Raw genomic sequence first — 20,154 nt, 5'->3', positions numbered from 1 at the left:
ACTCAGGATGCGCCCAACGGCAGGTGCCCGCTGGTGCGTCCAAGACTGGCCAGAATGTCGGCCATGGACTGGGGCGACCCCAGGAAAAACCCCTGCGCCTCGTCACAACCCAATTCGCGCAGGCGCTTGAGCTGCTCCGCCGTCTCCACACCTTCGGCCACCGTGGACAACTTCAGGCTGTGTGCCAATTGCACCACCGCCATCACCAAACCATGGCGGTTGCGGTCTTCGGCAATGCCGGCAATCAGGGCCTGATCGATCTTCAGCCGGTTGATGGGCAGCGCCTGCAGCAGTGGCAGCGAGGACATGCCGGAGCCAAAGTCATCCAGCGCAAAACTGGCTCCGGTAATAGCCAGAGTGCCAAGCGACTCGGTCGCCAGACTCGCATCGCCCATGACATCTGCTTCGGCCAATTCAAATTCCAACTGACTGCCCCGCAGGTGATGAGCAGACAACGCATCCATCACCCGTTGCACCAGGTGCTCATCGCGCATTTGCCGGCGCGACAGGTTAATGGCCATAACCAGATCCGGCAGGCCGGCTTCGGTGAGCCTGGCGCAATCGGCACACACCTGATCAATCACCTGATAACCCATTTCCACCACCAGCCCGGTCGCCTCGGCCACCTGCAGAAAGTCGGCCGGTGCCAAGAGGCCCTTGGCCGGATGGCGCCAGCGCACCAGCGCTTCCAGAGCGCAGATTTCGCCAGTGATGGTATCGATACGGGGTTGGTAATAAACGCAGATTTCATTTCGCCCCAGGCCGCGCCGGAATTCCTGCTCTACCTGCATGGCGCGACGGGCCTCTGCATCCATGCTTTCGGCATAAAAACAGTATTGATTGCCACTGGCCTGCTTGGCCCGGTACATGGCCATGTCGGCCTGACGTTGCAGACCTTCGGCATCGGCTTCTTTACGATAAGGGGCGATGCCGAGGCTGGCGCCAACGGTGATTTCCATACCGTCGATCACGAACGGGGTGGTCAGCGCGCCTATCACCTTTTCCGCCAGGTGGGCCATATCGGAGGTGGAGCGCATGTTATCGAGCAGCAGGGTGAATTCATCGCCCCCCACCCGGGCAACCGTATCGCTCTGGCGCACGCATTCCTGCAACCGGCCGGCCGCCAGACGGATCAGTACATCGCCCACGTCGTGGCCATAACAGTCATTCACTGGTTTGAAGCCGTCCAGATCCAGGTACATGAGGGTAAATGTCTGGTCGCCCCGGCGCGCCAACTCAACCGCGTGGTTGAGCCGGTCGCGAAACAGAATGCGGTTGGCCACACCCGTGAGCGAATCGTAGTGCGCCAGCTCGGCCAATTTGATTTCTGCGGCCTTGCGCTCGATGGCGTAGCGCATGGTGCGCTCGAGCAACTGGGCGTCGATCTTGCCCTTGATCAGATAGTCGGCTGCACCGAGGCTGATGGCCTCGCGATCCACCTCGGCCTCCATCTCATCGGTCATTACCAATATGGGCGCACGCGCACCCATGTTTCGGGCTCCCATCAGCAGCGCTTTGGCATTTTCGCGATCAGCTTCGTAATCCAGCAGGATGACATCGTAATTGTCGGACAGGATTTCCGGCAGCGCGTCGTTCAGGTCGGCGTGCCAGGTGATTTCGTAGGCGGTGTGGAAAACCTCAGACAACAGACTGCCAATCAACAGGTATTCCACCTGTTCATCGTCGATGAGTAATAGTCTGATATGCGTGTCCATGTTTTGTAACGTGCCCGAAGGCTGCATCCTGCGTAATCAAAGCAAGGCGAGATTGTTGTTAAATGTAGGCCTTGTGACACAACTATACCCACAGACGCGGTCTGGGAGAAATTTTTTCGGCTGATATGACGAATTAGTGGAACGAAATGGAATTTCATACTTTTTTACTATAAGGGCAGGGTACAGGTGGTGATGTAGTGGGGTAACACTGATAGCATGCTGTGTTTTGCTGGAGCCGAAGGTGCCGTGATACACCCCACAACCCACAAAGTGCTGCTGGGCTTTGCCCTGGTTCACCTCATACTGGCGGCGAGCTTGCCTCTGGCGCTGTTTGAGGCCCATTACGCCCTCTACGGTGTGCACTGGCAGCTCTCCTATGTGGATCACCCGCCTTTAATGGGCTGGTTGCAAGGGTTGGTGCAACTCGTCTCCCATGCCGATATGGCACAGCGCCTGATACCCATCGGCATCACCCTCGGCACCCAATACCTGCTTGTGTTACTGGCGCTGAGGCTGTTCCCGGATCAGCCCGGCATTGACCGCACCACCGCCTGGGTGGTGCAGCTTATTCCCATCTCCCACATCGGCTTTATGGCCGCACCCGACCTGCCGTTGATGCTGTTCAGCCTGCTTACATTCTGGTGTTGCCTGAATATCCTGGAGCAACAGCGCTGGCGCGACTGGCTGCTGATGGGCCTGTGTATCGGGTTGGCCGGGCTGTCCAAGTACACGGCGGTCACGCTGGTGGTTTCCCTGGCTTTGGTGTTGTGGCACCAGCACCGGCACCTGCGCTGGCTGGCACAACCCAAACTGTGGCTGGCGGCCGTGGTGGGCGGCCTGTGCGTCCTGCCCGTGCTGTGGTGGAACTACCAGCACGACTGGATCAGCTTTACCTTTCAGATGGAATACCAGGGCGGAGACGGGTGGTCTCTCCCGCACATGGCGCAAGCACTGGCGAACCAATTGATCGCCTATTCGCCCCTGGTATTACTGGCTTTTTTACCGGTTCAACAGCCCGGCCACCAGCACGCCAGGGCCCGCCTTTGGTGTTGGGCCGCGCCATTGTTACTGTTGTTCGCCTATCAGGCCGGTGCAGGCCGCAGCTCTGAGCATTGGACCTACAGCGCCTGGTTATTGCTCGCACCACTCATGGCCTTACAATTGCGCACCCTTTGGCACAAGCTCTGGTTGCGGCGCGCGGTTTACACCTGGGGCATATTGTTGTCTCTCGTTTTCGCGCTGCTCATCGCCGCACCCTGGCTGAGCTTTAAAGACTTCAAACACCCTCTGGGTAAGATCAGTGGATGGCCACCGGCCAGTGAGCGGGCGAATCAATTGTTGAATGAATGGCGACAAGAACTTGCCGATACCGAACCACAACCGACCCTGGCGGTACAGAACTGGCACCACGCCGAGCCCCTGGCCTGGTACGGCCGGCCCGTGGTTGTGCGTGACATGAAACACGAAACCTCGCAATACAGCCAATGGTTCGGTCATTTCGCGCCCGGCGATCGGGGCCTTTTAGTGCGCCCCAGCAAACGGACCGAAGCACCCGAGATTCAATCTGAGGCAGCCGAATGCACCTGGGTGGACAGTCTGCCTGTCTACCTCAATAAAGGCATTGCGCGCGTTTATCATTTTTACCGGTGCCAGTGGTAAGTCATGTCGGCCCATCTCGCCAAACTCAACCCTCGCCAGAAAGAGGCGGTGTTGCACATCGACGGCCCCTGCCTGGTGCTGGCCGGTGCGGGTTCAGGCAAAACCAGCGTAATCACCCGCAAGATCGCTTACCTGATTGAAGAGTGCGGCATGCCCGCGCGCCACATCGCCGCGGTGACCTTTACCAACAAGGCCTCGCGGGAAATGAAAGAGCGGGTAGGGGGCCTGGTAAAAGGCTCTGCCGCACGCGGCCTTACCGTGTCCACCTTTCACAACCTGGGCCTCAATATCATCCGGCGCGAACACAAAGCGCTGGGCATGAAAGCCAGTTTTTCCATTTTTGATGCAGAAGACGCACGCGCGTTATTGAAAGAACTGATGCTCAAAGACGGCGACCTCGACTCCGATCACCTGGACCTGGTTGCCAACCAGATTTCCAACTGGAAAAACGACCTGGTGATTCCGGCCATGGCCGCCAGTAAAGCTGCGAGCCCGGGCGAAGCTCAGATTGCCGAGATCTACCGCCGCTACAACCAGGCCCTGCGCGCCTACAATGCGGTGGACTTTGACGACCTGATCCTTACCCCGGTCCGGCTTTTTTCCGAGCAACCGGAAGTCCTGGAGAAATGGCGCCGCAAAATCCGCTATCTGTTGGTAGACGAATATCAGGACACCAACTCCAGCCAGTACCTTTTGGTAAAACTCATTGTGGGCGACCGCGGCGGGCTCACCGTGGTGGGCGATGACGATCAGTCCATCTACGCCTGGCGCGGCGCGCGTCCCGAAAATCTTTCGCTGCTTAAAAAGGATTTTCCCTCCCTGTCGCTGATCAAGCTGGAACAAAACTATCGTTCCACCAGCCGGATTCTGCGCGTAGCCAACCACCTGATTGCCCACAACCCGCACGAATTTGATAAAGCGCTCTGGTCCGAAATGGGTTTGGGCGAGCCCATTCGCGTGATCCGCTGCGCTAATGAGGATGCCGAATCCGAACGGGTAGCCATGGAAATTTTGTCGCAGCGATTAAAGCGACAGGCGAAATTTTCCGACTTTGCGATTCTCTATCGCGGCAACCACCAGGCACGCCTGCTGGAAATTAAACTGCAGGCCCACCAGATTCCCTACACCATTTCTGGCGGCACCAGTTTTTTCGCCCGCGCCGAAATCAAAGACGTGATGAGCTATTTACGTCTGATCGTCAACCCCGATGACGACAACGCCTTCCTGCGCATCATTAACACACCGCGCCGGCAAATCGGACCCAGTACCCTGGAAGCCATTGGCCACTATGCCAACGAGCGCCACATCTCCATGTTCAATGCCTGTGGTGAAATCGGGCTGGGCGAACACATGCCCGAAGCCAGCCTCGAACGCATCCGTCGCTTTCATCACTGGGTACTGCAAATGGGTGAGAACTGCCGGGGCGATGACCCGGTAGGCGCACTCAAGCAATTGGTGGAAGATATCGATTACGAAGGCTGGCTGCACCAGAATGCCTCGGCACCGAAAGTGGCCGAGCGGCGCATGGAAAACGTCTGGTACCTGTTGGACTCCATCAAGGCCATTTTACAAAAAGCAGATGACGACGAACTCACCGTAGAAGACGCCATCGCCAAGCTCATGCTGCGCGATATGCTCGAACGGCAAGAAGAGGAAGACCTCGGCGACCAGGTCCAACTCATGACACTGCACGCGTCGAAAGGTCTGGAATACCCCCATGTGTTCATGGTGGGCATGGAAGAAGACCTGCTGCCCCACCGCACCAGCATCGAAGAAGACAACATCGAAGAAGAGCGCCGACTCACTTACGTGGGCATCACCCGCGCTCAGAAAACCCTGACCATGACCTGGGCCGCAAAGCGCAAACAATACGGCGAAATTATCGAAACCTCCTATTCACGTTTTCTGGACGAACTACCGGAAGAAGACGTAGTTTCAGAAGGGCTTGGCCAGCACAACCCCGAAGTCAACCGCGCACAGGGCAGCGCCATGCTGGGGAGCTTGTTGGACATGTTGAAGAAATAAAGGCCCGGCCAATCCGCCGACTGCCTTAAGTTTTTGGAGTTATAAAACGCAAGCAAAGCGAGTCGAGGCAGATAGGCCGGTTTTGTTGCGTTTGTTAACAAATATTAACTTTTTTCCCGACACCTTTCGCGACATCAAGAGTCTGAATAACAGCAATAATCGTTGCGTTGTATTCTCGATAGTCACACTCAATGCCCGTTGAAAAACTGGTAATCAAGAACTGCCCCTCACCTACAATTACATAGGGATCCTCTTGTAATACCATTACCTTATCTAGCTCTGATTGTGTTGCTAGTTTTTTGGCTATTTCGCCAGAATTATTGATCGAAATTTTCTTCGCAGGAATTGGCTTGATCTTAACTGGAATTGGTAGCTTGCTAATCTCTTCTGAATCAGGGGTTAGAATAACAATCAATCCACTTTGGTCAGAGGAGTTAAACGACGCCTGTATTGTATATTTAGAAGAAATAAGGTGGTCACCTGAAAAATAATCCCACATCCCCCCATAAGCAGAGTGCGAGTACTCAAGTGAAGAGCCTACAGGAATGTCGTATACCTCTTGCGCTGTAGCGAAAGTACAAACCACAAAGAGAAGAGGTATAAATTTTTTATGCTTCATATGTGTTAACGCCTCAAACAGGGGCGCGCTTTAGCGCGCCCCTGCCCGAAGGGCACTTGCTGGATTGAATTGTTATGAGTTTTTGAGTCTTGGTACATTGTTCATAAAAACTACTATTTCATTGGCTACATTACCGAGAGCCTTTGCCACTGCCTCTAGCTCAACCTTCTTGATTGTTTCATTGAAATTTGTATCGTTAGCAGATTTCCTTGTGGTGAAATCCTCTGTGCTCACGACAGATTTCACTATTATTCCAGAACGAATATCCAGCAACACCGCCTCGACCGAGCAATATGACTTACTTTCATTAGGATCGATGAATCTATATTTTTGGTAAGACTGACAGGAGCTTCTATAAGCCAGCAATAAATCAGCCTGGAAGCGTGCGGCAGCCTCTCGTAAGACCGGGACGGTTCTCTTTTCAGAAACCAGCATTGCGGGCAAGAATGACGCGTCATATACCCGGCTTGATGCTCTGAGCTTAGTAATTAGAGATTCAACCAATAAATCATTCAATTGAGTAAAGTCGTTTGAGTAAAATCGCCAGTAATTGTCAGCACTGAGCTTGAGAATTGCTATTCTATTCTTTTCGGGCAGTTTAACTTGATAATTTAGCAGCTCGTTTATCTTCTTATCATCATCCCCAAAGATGGCGCCTTCGACTAATCCATCAGTGGAGCTGCCGGAGGCTTCCTGATAGTAACTCCCTGGCCGATCTACGGATCCGACAGTGGCGCACGCCTGAAGAAGTAAACAGGCAATTCCTACGTATATTATTCTCATGATTCTCCTCACTTAATACTCATAACGCCGCGCACAGGGGCGGCTTGCTTTGTGCACTTTATGTGCAAAAATGAAGCGAAGCGACTGCACATAAAGTGCATAAAGTAAGACGTCCTTCTGCTGCGCATTGTTATATTCTGAACCTCTTCGCGAGCTCTACAAGCCCCGTGAGAAGCAATGTTATCTCAAGTGAATTAGTGGAGATCCAGGTGACTGTAGCTACCAATGTTTCTGTAGTGGTCCATATGAAATTTAACTTACCCCTATACGCTGAAAGCTGCGTAGTTTTTAACTTATTTAAGCGATATAACGTAGGATCCGAGAACTCTGGGTTTTGTTCTGGCCTCTCAGAACCCGAAGGAAGCAGGTTCTCTTCAGGGTGCGTGAGAAACTGATAAGTTTTGAAGTATTTTTCATACAACATTTCACACAACTGCCGCTCCATGACCTTTGTCATCAAAGATGGCGGAATGAACTTACTGATTTTCTCAATATAGCCATTGTCAGACTTCGACATTTCTAAAGAAGATATTTGCCCTGCCTTTGTGAGCTGGACTGAGCTCGTATCTGCCAGCAACTCTGTAATAGAAACCCCAAAAAAAACCTCTAGAATGAGAAATTTAATATTTTTTAAAAAACCCAGCTCAGAACTCCACAGCGCAGTTAACGGAAGGTAGTCTGATTCTGGCTTTGGCTCAAACTTGAACTCGCTCAATGCTTTTTCTCCGGAATATAACGCCTGGCTTTGGGGCGGCGGAGCGACAGCGTAGCCGTCCCGCCGCACGTTTTTTGTGTGGCAACCAAAAGCCACTTGTTAAGCGCCAGACTGAATGCACTGACCAATTTCATAATTATAACTGCCGCCCGAGTCTAAGCATCGATCAATTTCAATTTGAATAGAAACAAATTCATAACCGAAATAGAACGCACACAATAAAAAAGACCAACCAATAAAACCAACCAAAACAACTAGCGCGCTGTCAGGATTTACATTACGCGAAAACGGCCTACAGGCCAAATAGCCAGGACCTTTAACACATATTTCAAATACAATTTCGGCTAAAACTCTTACAATAAATCTAAAGGTTCCACCAATAATCTCCCCCGCAATTTCTCCGACTGGCACATCATCTCCTTGGTAGAAGCCGCTTAACGCCCGCAGCACACGCGAGCGTAGCGAGTCGAGGCCGATAGGCCGGTGTGGCTGCGTTTGTATGGTTGAAATAACACGATTTCATTTCCTGTTATTAAAGCGATAAGGTGAGGCTCATGTCTGCAGCAACAGACATTCAGTGAGGTAGCCCGGTGGCTGCAAGGCGCCGATACCATCGAGCCCGTTAACAAGCAGGGGCGCCTCACTGATCCTACTTTTAACTCGAACAGTCGAATGAGCCTCGAGCTCGAATGTAGCAAGGGTGAGTCATGAAAACAACTACCAGCGCTGGCATTAAGCAACAAAGAAATATCGGTATTGATGTAGGAAAATCGTTCTTAGATATTTATATTTTAGAACTTGATAGGCATTGGCAGGTGCACAACACGGTTGATGATATTAGAGAGCTTCGAAAGACGCTAAAGCGCTTCAATGTATCCCGTATTGTAGTGGAAGCAACCGGAGGATATGAGCGCCTGGTAGTCGAGATACTTGCCGAGGCCTAACTTCCAGTTGTAGTTGTTCAGCCCATCAACGTACGTCGGTTCGCGAAGGTCCAGGGAATCCTCGCCAAAACGGATCGCATTGACGCAAGAGTTATCGCACTTTTCGGTGCCACAATCAAACCAGATATTCGGCCTATCAACAGCAAAAAAATACGGCATATCAGGGACTTACTTGCCCGAAAACGTCAGCTGATGGAGGCCCGTACTCAGGAGTTGAACCGCGAACACAAAGCCTCCGCAGTCATGAAGCGCTCTCATCGGAGGTTGATCAAGTTGTTAGAAAAAGAACTTGATTGGGTCAATGATCAGTTAGCCAGGGAAGTGGCGCAAGTAACAGAATGGCAAGCCACTTACGACATTCTACTAAGCGTGCCTGGAATAGGGTCTGGCGTGGCTCATACTCTACTTGGCTAGCTACCAGAACTGGGTTCATTGAGCTGCAGACAGGTGGGTGCCTTGTGCGGCTTAGCGCCGTTCAACCGCGATAGTGGTGCCATGAGAGGCAAGCGACGTATCAAAGGTGGGCGAGCCCCCATTAGAACTATGCTTTACATGGCAATGATGAGCGCTATTCAATGTAATCCGGTGATGAAGAAGTTCTTCAACCGATTGGTTGCCGAGGGAAAACATAAGAAGGTCGCGCTTACGGCCTGCATGAGGAAAATGATTACTATTTTGAACGCCATGGTGCGTGATGGGCAGCCGTGGAAGACGGCCTAACCCAGCAAAGAAAACGTTGCGGTAGGCTTGACTTGGGACCACAGTCGCTTGTTATGAGTTTGACTACGACAATGCATCGAAGACTATTTCAGTAAAATATTCATGGGATACACCTAACGTGTAGACTCCAAATCCAGCCTGGCTATTTTCTTCTTTTTCTACCCATAGCCGATCTGCATTTAGAATCTCGCATAGGTTTTCTGGATCACGAACCCCAAAAAGCGTGGCTCTAACACTCTCATTTGAGCTGCTAAATTCAAACCTTACCGTAAACGAGCCACCTTCGCGCTTTACGTGAAACTCATCTACGGATACTCCCTTATATATTTTTCCTAGTTTCATACTCTAATGCTTATTGGACTCATAACGCCGTGCTAAGACGCGCGCGCTTTTCGCGCGTCGGCTCTTCAGCACTTTGTTATGAGTATTGATGCTTAATATGCACGCCAACACTCTGGGCCCTCCGAAGTTGCACCGACAACAATGCTATTAATATCCACCTCGATATGTACCTTACACTTTTGGATTCTTGGAGGATTAATTGCATAAACCCTTATTTCGTTGCCATTGGTCAATGGCTTTATTTCATCCGGTTTTAATTGTGCGAGGTAGCCAATATTGTATACATATGATGATTCGAAACTTTTGCCAATTAAACTTCCGAGATCCTCTGCAAATGTCTCATATGCTCCAGACATCGTGCCTACACAGCCAGCAACATTTAATAGAGTAAACATCAAAAAGGTGATCTTTATCACGTGATTCCTTTACTCATAACGCCCAGCTAACACGAGCACAACCGTCAGCGGAGCGTAGCGGCTAAGATGGCCGAAGGCCAGCCGCGTAGTGAAGCGGAGGTTGGGCTTCGTGTTGAGCTGATTGTTATGTGTGATCTTTGAGATTTGCTTTTCATTATCTAGTAGTATGTGTTGCACAAAGGTGCCCAATTAAATTTACAGTCCATTTGTATAAACGCTCTTCTGGTACAGGAACGTCAAATATTCTCTGACCCGACATTGTTTCTACCTCTAGCCAAGAACTTGTATCAAACACTAGTCGGAATCCATCTTTATGATAAGAAAATGAGGTATCTTCTTTCGTCCATCCGTTCTTCATTAAGAATTCATCAAATGACATCTGCTGATACCCAATTGCTTACACATAACGCCGGCAGCAAAGGCGAGCGATAGCGAGTCCGGGCCGCGTTTTTTGCGGCCCACTTTGCCTGCCCTTGTTATACGATTTTCTCATCTTAGCTCCTGCCTAGCTAGCTGCGACAGATGAGGCTTAAGCGCCTTTTTAACACCAATTTGGGATGCGTGCTCTAGAAAACAGGTGGATACTGCATTTTCTTCAACACCGCCAGCAGCCACACTTTTGTTTACTAATTCAGCGAGAGATTTAATTACTTTCACCTCAGCCTGAACCAATTCCTTTGACGCCGTATAGCTAAAGCATCGCCAAATATGATGAAGACTTAGCTCCTCGCGATACTCGAATTCTCCCGGCTCGTCCTCCACCAGCTCTTCTGCAAAAGATGGGAATAACGAGATTAAGCTGTTCTTTAGTTTTTCAATGCTTTCCATCAGACAGCCGTATAACGCCGTGCTAAGACGCGCGCGCTTTTCGCGCGTCGGCTCTTGAGCACTTTGTTATGCATCTATTCTCGCCCCCAACCAGCAAATGGCCCATGAAAAACTAATCCCTCTCTTACAATCCTTAGCACTTCATCCTGAGCCGGGAAATAATCTGAATAATCTGAGTAATTTGCCATCACATAGCCTTCCCACCAGTTTTCAGGATCTAGCTGCATTACCTTTCCGTCTAGAAGATCAACAAAGATCATCCCTAAGGACTGCACTACCTTTACAGCCTTCGTTAATGCTTCTTCGTATGTAGCAGCTCCAACATAGTAATTAACTGCGGCCCCAGCCCAAGTATCGGGCATAGCCTCGTAAGTACCACGCTCAACTTTGATTGGACATTGCCACAACTTGTTATTCATCTATCTTAACCTATCCATTGCATAACGCCGGTGGCAAGGGCGAGCGAAAGCGAGTCCCGCGGCGATAGCCGCGAATTGGCCACCCTTGTTATGTGTTTTATTTTCTGTGCTCTTCATACTCTTTTATATAATGCTCTATTTCATGCGCCGTACCAGTCAAAACAACTTCTCCACTTGACCGATTTACAATTAGCGGAGCATTTCCACAGAGCATATCTCGGAAGTCTCCTGAACTAACGAAAGCTTTGCTTTGATAGAAGAAAACCCATCCCCAAGGCTTTTCAATAGTTTCACCATGCTGAATTACGCAATCTACACTGGGGTTTAGTTTTACTAATTCTTTCTCTACTAACCTTATCGCTTCGGGCTTATCCATAGCTTGATCTTACACATAACGATGTAACACATTTGCCAGGAATGTTCTGGCGCCTTTGTTGCCACGCAACGAAGGTGACAGGTTATTACTGGTCAAATGTTGTGTCTTGTTATGTGCTTGCCTCACATATGCCACCAGCATTTCCTCAAATGGTGGAAATTAATGCAGGCAAAGTTAACCGAAGTGAAAACGAAAATAAATGAAGCTTTGCGGGGAATTGCTTAACCTTAAGAACATCGCCTTGTCTGTTGTAATGACTCAAGACCCATTCAACTGCAAGTCGATGTTCTTAAGGGAAAGTAAAAACAGTATAGCCCCCGTCAAATTTCTCCTTAGTTTTTCTTCTAATAATAATACTGTTTATTTATACAGTATTTGCCTATATTCGGCACTTCAAAGAAAATCGTTTTCAATTCGGCACATAACGCCTCAATAACCGGCAGCTGGAACGAAGCAAAGCGTAGTGTAAGCTGTCCGGCGCCGTAGGCGCGTAGTTAATTGACTTGTTAAGCATTTTCTCGCTCGGACTCAATGGAGCCTTTAAGAACCATTACACCATGGTGGTTTTCACAAATTAGCCATGATATTTCTTTGTTAGTAATGTAGTACTCAAAATATCTTGTTTCGGACAATGCGCTAACAATTGCCTTTCCCGTGCCTTCAAGAACCCAATACTTACCATCTTCATCTGATGCGATAAGCCAGTAAGCGCCCGATTGGCTGAGGAGTGAATTGAGTTCTCCAATGCCATCATCTGGTTGATAGCTCGTATACGGTTCTTTGATGGAGTCCCAAAGCCAGATTCTATCGAGGCTTTGTTTGCCATGAGATAGAAAATTATCGGCCAGTTTGTCCATTATCCATTGCCAATCATTCATGCGAAGAAATTCAAGCCCCACTATATTTTCGGAGCGTATAACTTCATTGAGTTCATCGCGCAGTGTATTCATGTTGATGCTTAACGCCGGTGGCAGGGGCGAGCGTTAGCGAGTCCCGCGGCGGCAGCCGCAAACTGCCCACCCTTGTTATATTTGTTTATCATTCTTTGCTACTTGTATTTTGTTGTGGGCAACGACAAATACACCAAGTACAACTACATTAATAATTAGACTCCACTCGCCATACCACTCTATTAGAGCTTGAGGAAGAGCTGCGCATTGTTGATATGGATCTTCATTCATGCATTCTAAATACGATCGAAATACGGTGATTGCATATATTAATGAAACTGCAATGCCCACCGCTATCGATAAATAGCTTTGAGCCAAGAATATCTTTTTTCTGCTTTTAAAGAAGCCTATCAGAAGTAGCGGCCATAAAAGCACTAAGATAAGACTCGCAACATCCATCTGCGTACGGTTCCCTCAAAAAATATAACGCCCGCGACAAAGGCGAGCGTAGCGGCGAGCGTAGCGAGTTGGACTTGCACCACTTTCACGGACACCTATTGATTCACCCTTGATATGAATTTGGTGTTGCATAATCTAAACCCGAGTGTAAGCGGTTATTATTATAAAACCCAACGTAATCAACAACTCGGGCAACGCATTCTATCTTGCTTTTGAATTTCCAATGATGAACCAGCTCATTTTTCAACGTTTTAAAGAACGATTCTACGTACGCATTGTCTGTAGGCACTCCAGCCCTGCTCATGCTGCTCACCATATCTGAATCTTGAAGCAGCCTGCGATACTCATCCGATCGATATTCTGAGCCTTGGTCGCTGTGGAAGATGCAACCTGGAAGCCGCTCCTCCATCGCCAGCGCCATCTGTAGTGCGCCCTCAACCAGATCACTATTATGGGCTGAGGAAAAGCCCCAGCCAACGACCTTGCGATTGTAGAGATCCAAGACCGCAGCCATATACAGCTCCCCTTCCGCCGTCTTCAGATAGGTCATGTCTCCAGCCCAGCTTTCGCCTACTTGCGCAGCTTTTGGTCGAGCAGCCAATATGTTATCCGATACTGGAGCATTTGCTCCTTTGTAACGACGCGGACGCTGAGCATGATAAATAGAGCGTATGCCATGTGCCTTCATCAAGCGATTGATCCGGCGCCGACTACAGGCGTAATCGCGCGCCCTTAAGTAAGGGTGCACCCGTATCGCGCCATAGTTTTTTTGGTGGCCAACATGCATGCGACATATCTGGCTCACCAGGATAGCGTCGTACTGGGCTCGCTCACTCGGCTTCCTCTCGCGCCAGTCATAGTAACCACTGGTCGAAACATCAAGGTGTTCACACATCGTCACGACTTTATGAACGTCGCGGTTCTCCTCTATGAACGCATATCTTTCTTGCGCTGTTCCAAGAAGAACCGCTTTGCCTTTTTTAAAATGACGACCTCTTCTTCCTTAGCCGCCAAGCGTTTCTCAAGCTCCTTAATGCGCCTCTCGGCCACTTTAAGCTTGTCGCTGTCTTCGCGAGATTTTTTAGGTGGGGGCTCCGGCACCTTCATATGCTTGTTCTCCGATAGGCGACCTTCCTTATACTCCTGTCGCCATCTATACAACATAACCGGATGAATACCAAGCGCGTTCGCCACATCTATGGCCTTAACGCCTCGTTTTTTACTTTCTCTGACCGCTTTGACCTTAAAGGCCAATGTGTAGCTGTCGTAGTGTTTCTTCTTTGTTATTCCCATAACACACCTCTTTTGACTGACAGTAATTTACTGTCCGTCAAAGTGGTGCAAGTCTAAGTCGCGGCCGCCAGGCCATTTTGGTTGCGTTTGTTATGTGCTTTTAACATGACAAAACCTTGGCATAGCCCATGATTCTATTCGCTTCACATATTTGCCAGATGAAGCCCGGTTCAAATAAACCTAAATCCTGAACTGGAATAATACATTTAACAATCGCCTCGCAACACTCACCCGGAGAAAGCAAATCTCGGCCTATGAAGTCAACTTGCCCCATAAACGTGTAGTCTTTTCCGGGCATCCAATGATTAGGCCGAACACCGGATCTATATCCAGGACGTCCCTGCATGCAGCTTTCGTGCAGGCCTATTTCGACCTTTAACGTTAAAACTTCAGTTTCCAATTCATCTGCACTCAACACACATAACGCCCGAAACAACCGCGCGCGCTTTTTGCGCGTCGGTTGGTTTTGCTTGTTATTGGCCGGTTGGTTTGACCAACCTACAGAGTAAGTTGAGCACCTTATGGCCACCAATGGGGCAAGAATACCGTACTTGCCCCAACCTTGTATTTACTTAGTGGCACACCACAATGCGGAGTGCCGCGAGACCCGGCCATTGTGCCTACGCATTGGCACTGAGAACGAAACTACGATACTGATACCAGCATATTCCCTAATGCCGGCGCGCCGAAAAATGGCACGCAATTGAATATAATCCTTTCTTTCCAAGACCTAAATTAAGTAAGGCTCAATAACATTTAATTACTGAGCCAGCTCGCTTTGCCATTTGGCGCGCAAATCAACGGCTGTAATTTATTGATTTATCTAACGTTTTTCATTGTGGTTGAACTATACGCCAAGAAAGCGTGCGCGCACTATAAAACCTTTTCGAGCCACCCCCATAACCACGGCCCCTTAATCGTAAGCCATTGATTTTAAAGACTCTAATTTTTGTAGCGGTGTGAAAACGTGCCAGTTCAAAATGCAAAACGAGCCAAAGATCCGGGCTATCCGTCGTTATACTGTATAAATCTCATACTTTGATATAGCCAAGAACACTGCCGTTCTTTCTTCACTAATCCTGGCTGAATGTGGCAAGCGCGAATACCAAAGGAGCGGTCCAGTTGATGGCTGTCTCGTTTGTGCTGTATGAGCACACATGATCCAGATAACTCAGGGCCGGTAAATTACTGGGATAGCCCGGGCAGTTGTCTTGTTGATCCGGATTGGGGCCACCAATCAGCATGCCGGGAACAGGCACTTCAATACCATCGGCTTCACTGGCGCGATGATGCAGGTGCTTTGCCTGTTTTGAGCCAAAGCCCGAAACAAAACTGTAACCGGTAGGGTTGGCGCCCAGCACGTAGTGCAACATTTTTTCGGCCAGATCGCGGTATTTTTGGTTGCCGGAAAGGTTACTGGCAATGATCAGTACCATGGCCTGGTTCATCGCAACGGCGTTAGAGCCCCAGACAAAATCTTTTTCCTGCGCAGACAGTGTAAAACCCGGCGCGGTATTTTCGCGGGCAGAGAGTGTTGCGGCAATTGCATCCAGCCTGTTAAACCACTCGCTGTTAGGTTTGTGATTCGCCAGGCTGATCAGGCCCAGTGTTGCCACATCAGACCAGGCCGGTATGGCTGCGGCGGATTCTGGCAGTGGTTGTATATAGCTGTTGTCGCCCGTACTGATCGCAAGCTCCGCACCAGCCCAGAACCATTCATCGGCCAACTGTTGGTCGCCATACTCGCCAGTGACTACATCCTCCGGTTGTTGGTAGGGAAGGGCGGGGTGTTGTACAGACCACTGCCATGCGTTGCGGGCTGCATTTAGGTAGTGTTCGCTAAGTGTTGGGTCGAAGGGCTTGAATTCCCGACTCGCCATTGCCATCACCGCTGCAAAATTCAAAGTGGCGGCAGTATTTTTATGCACCACGTAACGCGCATCATCATCCTGTGCTGGCATTTCCATCGGGTTGAAGCGCAGCGAGGTGAGTTTATGGTAAACGCCACCATCCTCATCCTGCATAGCCAGCATCCAATCGAGGTTGTATTTTATTTCCGCGAGCATATCGGGCAGGGCGCCACCCGACTCGGGAATAGCCCATTGGCGTTGTGAATAAAACTGCGTGTATTGCTGATGCGCCAGCAGCAGTGTGTAGGTGCTGATACCGGCATTGACCACATATTTGTTGTAGTCGCCGGCATCGTACCATCCGCCCGGCGCGCTGATTTTTGTGCCCTCTGGCCTTGAGTCTGAGGCAGCGCTTGAATGCACAAGCACCTCCGTGTCCCGATGCCCGGCTTCGCGTGCATAGTCGCCCGCGTAACGGCGCTCCAATGCCTGGCCAGCCCTGTTGAGATAGAAACTTTTCATTGCTGCATCGTGCACAGCGAGCCAGGGATTTTCCTGAATAACAATCGGCACTGGTGCCAGACCCTCGACCGAGAGCGAGTAGTGACCCGCTTGCTGCGCCGTTGAAAAATCCAGCCAGGCCACCTGTGTACCCGCTTCCGGCCAAAACACCGGCTTAATCTCGCCCTCTGCAACGCCATTGCCACTGGCATCAACTAACTGCCAGTTGCGCGGGATCGGTGTCTCAACCAATACACCCTTGCTGCCCGCAATCCGGTAACCCAACTGGTTGTGATAGAGATGGCTGTGTGTGGATTGCGGCACGGGGCGACAGGCCATAAGCAAGGCAGTGAACACAAACACGCTGTAGGCGGAGAATTTCATAAAAGGAATGGCCGTTACGTTATAGTTTGTAAGCGATTCAAACAGAAAGGCGATTTGTGGTCAATTTGACCAAAAGAGAGGTTTATTTCATCCATGTGCGGCCGATTTAACCTGATTCAGTCTCCGGCGGTTCAACGGCTGATGCGCGAGCTCGGGATTGATAGCAGCCAACTGCGATTCAATGCCGATTGTGCGCCCTGCAATCCCATCAGTGTTCTGGTGCAGGAGGCTGAGGGCCTGGTAGTACGCGATGCCATCTGGCATCTGTATCTGCAACCCTCTACCACCGGTTTTAAACCACATCCAAACTATTGGTCGATTAATACCAATTGGAAGCAACTATCGAAAAAAGCCGAATTCCGCCTGCATCGGTGCCTCATTCCCGCCTCCAGTTTTATTGAAAGCCAGGACGGCAAACACCCCCATCAACTGGCGTTTGAAGGTGAAGCCTTTTGTTTTGGTGGTCTTTACAAGCAATGGACACACGCGCATACGGGCGAAACGGTCACGTCTGCCTCAATCATCACCCTGGCCGGACACCCCAAACTGGAGCAGATTCATCGCAAGTCCCTGCCATTGATTTTCAATGAGCACGAACCCGAACAAATGGCGCTGTGGCTGGACCCGCAACAGCAGGATACCTCGGTGTTTGAGTCCAAACTGAAGCCCCTGCTGCTGCGCGATCTCACGGCCCGGCCGGTGGATAAATCCAGCACCAAAAACCCCACTGGGCCCGCGTTTATCCTGCCGGCTGACTGAGGTGGAAAACGTTGAGCTTGTTGCCATCCAGGTCGCGGAAGTAGCCCGCGTAGAATCCCGGCATTGCGCGCGGTCCCGGTGCGCCTTCGTCGGTGGCACCCAACGCCAGGGCCTTGGCGTACACCTGGTCCACGAGATCATTGGAGTCTACCGCCAGCGCCAGCATGGTGCCGTTACCCACTGTGGCGGGCTTGCCATCATAGGGTTTGCAGATACACAGGCCTGGCTGCGCCGGGTCGTTCACCCAGGCGACCATGGCGTCGCTTTCCAGAAACCGCTGGCCGCCCATGAGCGCTAACAGCGCATCATAAAAGGCCACGGCCTGCTCAAAGTTGTTAGTGCCCAAGGTGGCATAACCAATCATGTCCATCTCCCTATGCGAAGTATTGAGCCCCGTTTATAGCACGAAGCCTGCGGTCAACGCCGGAATTTTACGACTAAGGTGCTTCTACTACCGGTATCGCCGCTTATAATGACAAAAAACATTCAGTCCGGTAGTCGTTCCCATGCAACCCCTCCATCAGCAGCCATTGGTTCAGAAGATCCTGAGCCAGCCCAATTACCAGTTCTGGGCACTGAACGTGTTTGGCTGGACCGGCTATGGCTTCTTTGTGGCCCTGTCTGCCATTTTCTGGGACAGGCATTTAGGTCTGCAGGTGGCCTACACCCTGATGAGCGTGTTGAGCGGGATGCTGCTGTCTGTCTGGCTGCGCAGTTATTACAAGCGCATCTGGCCGAAAGACGTCATTGTTCGCGGTATCTATTCGCTATTGGCCGTCATCGCTGCCACGGCGGTGTGGTCGTTCCTGAAAATGGAGGTATTTTTCGCCCTCAATCAGGATATCGATTACAAGCGCTCACTGTTTGAATACCTGGGCTGGTATACCTATTCGTTCTTTATTTTCCTCAGCTGGGCGGCGCTGTATTTCAGCCTCAAGTACTACCGCATGCTCCAGCAGGAGAAGGAAAAAACCCTCAAGGCTCAGGCCATGGCGCACGAGGCCCAGCTGAAAATGCTGCGCTACCAGCTCAACCCGCATTTCCTGTTCAATACCTTGAACGCCATTTCCACCCTGATTCTGGAAAAACAGACCGCAACCGCCAACGGCATGGTCACCGAGTTATCTAAATTCCTGCGCTATTCACTCGACAATAACCCCATGCAGAAGGTCACTCTGGCGCAGGAGGTAGAAACCCTGCAGCTGTATTTGGGTATTGAGAAACTACGTTTCGAAGAGCGCCTGAAAATGGAGTTCACCATCAGCGAATCCGCCCGCAACGCGTTGATTCCCAACCTGCTGATGCAACCCCTGATTGAAAACGCCATCAAATACGCCATCGCCAAAAGCCCCACCGGCGGCACCATATGGCTGGATGCCGATGTCCTGCATAACCAACTCTCCATCCAGCTGAGCGACAATGGCCCGGGCATTACCGATATCCAATCCGCCCTGCGCCCCCGCAGCGAAGGCGAGCACGGCGGCGTAGGCCTGGCCAATACCCGCGAACGCCTGCAGGAGCTCTACGGGCCGGCCCATGGTTTTGAATTGGAAAACATTCACCCGCACGGATTGCGCATTACCATACGCATCCCCTACAGCAGCACGGAAAGGAGTAAGGCCGCATGACCTTGAAAGCACTGATTGTCGATGATGAATCCCTGGGGCGCCGGGGCCTGAAGCTCCGCTTACAGGAAATCGACGGCGTGGAGGTAATCGGCGAGTGCAGTAACGGCAATGAGGCACTGCAGGCCATCCCCGAGCTGCAGCCAGACCTGGTATTTCTCGATATTCAAATGCCCGGCATGGACGGTTTTGATGTGGTCAAAAGCCTGCAGGCCGATGATCTGCCACTGATTATTTTCTGCACGGCATTCGATCACTACGCCGTGGACGCGTTCAAGATCCACGCTGTGGATTATCTGTTGAAGCCGATCGAAGATTCCCGCTTGCGCGAAGCGGTGGAGCGCGCGCAGGAAGTGTATGCGCGTAAGAGCGCTGTCACCGACAAGGCGCAACTGCTGGATGTTATTGGCCGCATCACCCAGAAAGACCCTTCCGAAGTGCAGGAATGGTTATCGGAAGAGGGCAGCAACGGCGCTCAGTATCCGGAAAAAATTGCGGTGAAAGACGGCGGCAATATTACCCTGGTGCCCATTGCCGATATCGATTGGGTGGATGCTGCCGGCGATTACATGTGCCTGCATGTGAATGGCACCATTCACGTGATGCGGGTCACCATGAAGGCGCTGGAGCAGCAACTCAACCCCGCCCTGTTTCAACGCGTGCACCGCTCCACCATTGTGAATATCAAGCGCATTGAAAAGATCAGCTCGCACATTAACGGCGAGTACCACCTGATTCTGAACAGCGGCGATAAGTTGAAAATGAGCCGCTCTTATAAAGAAAAAGTATCAACGTTTCTCCAGTAATCGCTGAATCGTTTCCTTTCATCCCG

The 20,154-nt window shown here is 50.7% G+C and carries 23 protein-coding genes and 1 pseudogene; 8 read left to right on the top strand and 16 right to left on the bottom strand.

Annotated features, from left to right (window positions below; translation table 11 throughout):
• Nucleotides 1–2: 2 nt before the first annotated feature.
• Complete coding sequence (locus M5M_RS12805; RefSeq protein ID WP_024330529.1) at nt 3–1,715, bottom strand: putative bifunctional diguanylate cyclase/phosphodiesterase; 1,713 nt, start codon at nt 1,713–1,715, stop codon at nt 3–5.
• 246 nt (nt 1,716–1,961) lie between these two features.
• Here M5M_RS12805 and M5M_RS12800 point away from each other — a divergent pair, with 246 nt between their 5' ends.
• Together M5M_RS12800 and rep are read left to right on the top strand one after the other, a co-directional pair.
• A complete protein-coding gene (locus M5M_RS12800; RefSeq protein ID WP_162141178.1) occupies nt 1,962–3,374 on the top strand; it encodes an ArnT family glycosyltransferase in 1,413 nt (470 codons plus the stop codon).
• 3 nt (nt 3,375–3,377) lie between these two features.
• The gene (gene rep / locus M5M_RS12795) at nt 3,378–5,399 is read left to right on the top strand and encodes a DNA helicase Rep (RefSeq protein ID WP_015047933.1); all 2,022 of its coding nucleotides are present in this window, start codon (nt 3,378–3,380) and stop codon (nt 5,397–5,399) included.
• Between the two features lie 94 nt (nt 5,400–5,493).
• On the opposite strand, the gene M5M_RS12790 is transcribed toward rep, so the two are convergent.
• From M5M_RS12790 to M5M_RS19945, 4 genes are all read right to left on the bottom strand, one after another.
• Entirely contained in the window at nt 5,494–6,018 is a 525-nt protein-coding gene (locus M5M_RS12790) for a hypothetical protein (protein WP_015047932.1), read from the bottom strand.
• Between the two features lie 72 nt (nt 6,019–6,090).
• The gene (locus M5M_RS12785; RefSeq protein ID WP_015047931.1) at nt 6,091–6,801 is read right to left on the bottom strand and encodes a hypothetical protein; all 711 of its coding nucleotides are present in this window, start codon (nt 6,799–6,801) and stop codon (nt 6,091–6,093) included.
• Between the two features lie 130 nt (nt 6,802–6,931).
• Nucleotides 6,932–7,516: a hypothetical protein gene (locus M5M_RS12780; protein WP_015047930.1), complete on the bottom strand. Its 585-nt coding sequence runs from the start codon at nt 7,514–7,516 to the stop codon at nt 6,932–6,934.
• Nucleotides 7,517–7,615: 99 nt separating this feature from the next.
• Nucleotides 7,616–7,927, bottom strand: coding sequence for a hypothetical protein (locus M5M_RS19945; protein WP_144062447.1), 312 nt, complete (start codon nt 7,925–7,927; stop codon nt 7,616–7,618).
• A gap of 296 nt (nt 7,928–8,223) precedes the next feature.
• Here M5M_RS19945 and M5M_RS20820 point away from each other — a divergent pair, with 296 nt between their 5' ends.
• The 3 genes and pseudogenes from M5M_RS20820 (at nt 8,224) to M5M_RS20810 (ending at nt 9,180) form a co-directional block, all read left to right on the top strand.
• Entirely contained in the window at nt 8,224–8,460 is a 237-nt protein-coding gene (locus tag M5M_RS20820; RefSeq protein ID WP_024330530.1) for a hypothetical protein, read from the top strand.
• Nucleotides 8,461–8,475: 15 nt separating this feature from the next.
• Nucleotides 8,476–8,874: pseudogene (locus M5M_RS20815) on the top strand (IS110 family transposase); the annotation flags it as partial.
• Between the two features lie 33 nt (nt 8,875–8,907).
• Entirely contained in the window at nt 8,908–9,180 is a 273-nt protein-coding gene (locus M5M_RS20810; RefSeq protein WP_276324562.1) for a transposase, read from the top strand.
• A 63-nt stretch (nt 9,181–9,243) separates the two neighbouring features.
• On the opposite strand, the gene M5M_RS19940 is transcribed toward M5M_RS20810, so the two are convergent.
• The 10 genes from M5M_RS19940 to M5M_RS12735 form a co-directional block, all read right to left on the bottom strand.
• Entirely contained in the window at nt 9,244–9,522 is a 279-nt protein-coding gene (locus tag M5M_RS19940) for a hypothetical protein (protein ID WP_081640178.1), read from the bottom strand.
• 92 nt (nt 9,523–9,614) lie between these two features.
• The gene (locus tag M5M_RS20200; RefSeq protein ID WP_016389446.1) at nt 9,615–9,938 is read right to left on the bottom strand and encodes a hypothetical protein; all 324 of its coding nucleotides are present in this window, start codon (nt 9,936–9,938) and stop codon (nt 9,615–9,617) included.
• A gap of 489 nt (nt 9,939–10,427) precedes the next feature.
• Complete coding sequence (locus M5M_RS12765; protein WP_015047927.1) at nt 10,428–10,766, bottom strand: DUF7674 family protein; 339 nt, start codon at nt 10,764–10,766, stop codon at nt 10,428–10,430.
• A 74-nt stretch (nt 10,767–10,840) separates the two neighbouring features.
• The gene (locus M5M_RS12760) at nt 10,841–11,185 is read right to left on the bottom strand and encodes a hypothetical protein (RefSeq protein WP_015047926.1); all 345 of its coding nucleotides are present in this window, start codon (nt 11,183–11,185) and stop codon (nt 10,841–10,843) included.
• 97 nt (nt 11,186–11,282) lie between these two features.
• On the bottom strand, nt 11,283–11,561 hold the full coding sequence (locus M5M_RS19935; protein WP_081640177.1) for a YrhB domain-containing protein: 279 nt from the start codon (nt 11,559–11,561) through the stop codon (nt 11,283–11,285).
• A gap of 506 nt (nt 11,562–12,067) precedes the next feature.
• Complete coding sequence (locus M5M_RS12755) at nt 12,068–12,511, bottom strand: DUF6756 family protein (protein WP_015047925.1); 444 nt, start codon at nt 12,509–12,511, stop codon at nt 12,068–12,070.
• Between the two features lie 502 nt (nt 12,512–13,013).
• A complete protein-coding gene (locus tag M5M_RS19930) occupies nt 13,014–13,841 on the bottom strand; it encodes an IS3 family transposase (protein WP_244431091.1) in 828 nt (275 codons plus the stop codon).
• Nucleotides 13,838–14,203: a transposase gene (locus tag M5M_RS12740; RefSeq protein ID WP_015047689.1), complete on the bottom strand. Its 366-nt coding sequence runs from the start codon at nt 14,201–14,203 to the stop codon at nt 13,838–13,840. Before M5M_RS12740 ends, M5M_RS19930 begins: the two co-directional genes overlap by 4 nt.
• Before the next feature lie 100 nt (nt 14,204–14,303).
• Nucleotides 14,304–14,621: a hypothetical protein gene (locus M5M_RS20195; protein WP_144062445.1), complete on the bottom strand. Its 318-nt coding sequence runs from the start codon at nt 14,619–14,621 to the stop codon at nt 14,304–14,306.
• A 655-nt stretch (nt 14,622–15,276) separates the two neighbouring features.
• The gene (locus M5M_RS12735; protein WP_015047922.1) at nt 15,277–16,938 is read right to left on the bottom strand and encodes a glycoside hydrolase family 9 protein; all 1,662 of its coding nucleotides are present in this window, start codon (nt 16,936–16,938) and stop codon (nt 15,277–15,279) included.
• A 93-nt stretch (nt 16,939–17,031) separates the two neighbouring features.
• Here M5M_RS12735 and M5M_RS12730 point away from each other — a divergent pair, with 93 nt between their 5' ends.
• Nucleotides 17,032–17,697, top strand: coding sequence for an SOS response-associated peptidase family protein (locus tag M5M_RS12730; RefSeq protein WP_016389444.1), 666 nt, complete (start codon nt 17,032–17,034; stop codon nt 17,695–17,697).
• On the opposite strand, the gene M5M_RS12725 is transcribed toward M5M_RS12730, so the two are convergent.
• Entirely contained in the window at nt 17,678–18,061 is a 384-nt protein-coding gene (locus tag M5M_RS12725; protein ID WP_015047919.1) for a VOC family protein, read from the bottom strand. The two genes, M5M_RS12730 and M5M_RS12725, sit on opposite strands and share 20 nt — an antisense overlap.
• Nucleotides 18,062–18,203: 142 nt before the next feature.
• Between M5M_RS12725 and M5M_RS12720 the strand changes: the two genes are divergently transcribed.
• Together M5M_RS12720 and M5M_RS12715 are read left to right on the top strand one after the other, a co-directional pair.
• Nucleotides 18,204–19,325 carry a sensor histidine kinase gene (locus tag M5M_RS12720; protein ID WP_015047918.1) on the top strand — a complete coding sequence of 374 codons (1,122 nt, stop codon included), beginning with the start codon at nt 18,204–18,206 and terminating at the stop codon, nt 19,323–19,325.
• Nucleotides 19,322–20,128 (top strand): LytR/AlgR family response regulator transcription factor, encoded by an 807-nt coding sequence (locus tag M5M_RS12715; RefSeq protein ID WP_015047917.1) that lies wholly within the window; start codon nt 19,322–19,324, stop codon nt 20,126–20,128. The genes M5M_RS12720 and M5M_RS12715 overlap by 4 nt, the downstream gene beginning before the upstream one ends.
• Nucleotides 20,129–20,154: the final 26 nt, after the last annotated feature.

This window comes from Simiduia agarivorans SA1 = DSM 21679 (assembly GCF_000305785.2).
In the GTDB taxonomy this organism is placed as follows: Bacteria; Pseudomonadota; Gammaproteobacteria; order Pseudomonadales; family Cellvibrionaceae; genus Simiduia; species Simiduia agarivorans.
The sequence above is the reverse complement of the archived record's forward strand: the minus strand, read 5'-3'. Positions and strand labels throughout refer to the sequence as shown.